Here is a 739-nt window from a genome sequence, read left to right as displayed (position 1 = left end):
CGTTTATTCTTCCTATACGTGCCGCGTTCCAGGCGGCGACTATGAGGGCTATGTCGATGCCCATGTGCGCCGGCTGGAGGCGCTACGCCGGGCCGGTATCGTCGAGCGGATCGACGCCGACCAATGGCGCATCCCCGATGATCTGGTCAGCCGTGCCGCCGCCCATGACGCCGGCCGAGACAGTCAGGCCAGCGTTCGCGTCCTTTCCCCGGTCGATCTGAACAAACAGATCGGATCGGACGGCGCGACCTGGCTGGACCGGCGGCTGATCCACGGCGAGACGGCCGACCTTGCGCCAACCGGCTTCGGGCAACAAGTCCGCGAAGCCATGGACCAGCGCCGCGAGCACCATATCGAACAGGGCGACGCCACCCGCAGCCGGGACAGCCGCGTCTTCTACCGGCGCAACCTTCTCGCCATCCTGCGGGAGCGCGAGGTAGCCGGCGTCGGATCGGATATGGCTTTGAGTAAGGGCCTGCCGTTCCGCGCCGCCACGGACGGCGAGAGCGTCAGCGGCAAGTTTACCGGAACCGTGCATCTATCGAGCGGCAAGTTCGCCGTGGTCGAGAAATCCCATGAGTTCACCCTTGTCCCGTGGCGGCCGATCATCGACCGCCAACTCGGCCGCGAGGTTATGGGCATCGTGCAGGGCGGGTCGGTGTCGTGGCAGTTAGGGCGGCAGAGGGGGCTGGAACGCTGAGTGCGCCCATGCCGTTGACAAAGCAAAAGATAATCGGAT

The 739-nt window shown here is 65.4% G+C and carries 1 protein-coding gene; it reads left to right on the top strand.

Annotated features, from left to right (window positions below; translation table 11 throughout):
• Nucleotides 1-700: DUF3363 domain-containing protein (locus G5T77_RS17320; protein ID WP_000326430.1), on the top strand; the 700-nt coding region annotated here is incomplete at its 5' end.
• Nucleotides 701-739: the final 39 nt, after the last annotated feature.

This window comes from Acinetobacter sp. GFQ9D191M (assembly GCF_011174875.1).
Taxonomy (GTDB): domain Bacteria; phylum Pseudomonadota; class Gammaproteobacteria; order Pseudomonadales; family Moraxellaceae; genus Acinetobacter.
The sequence above is the reverse complement of the archived record's forward strand: the minus strand, read 5'-3'. Positions and strand labels throughout refer to the sequence as shown.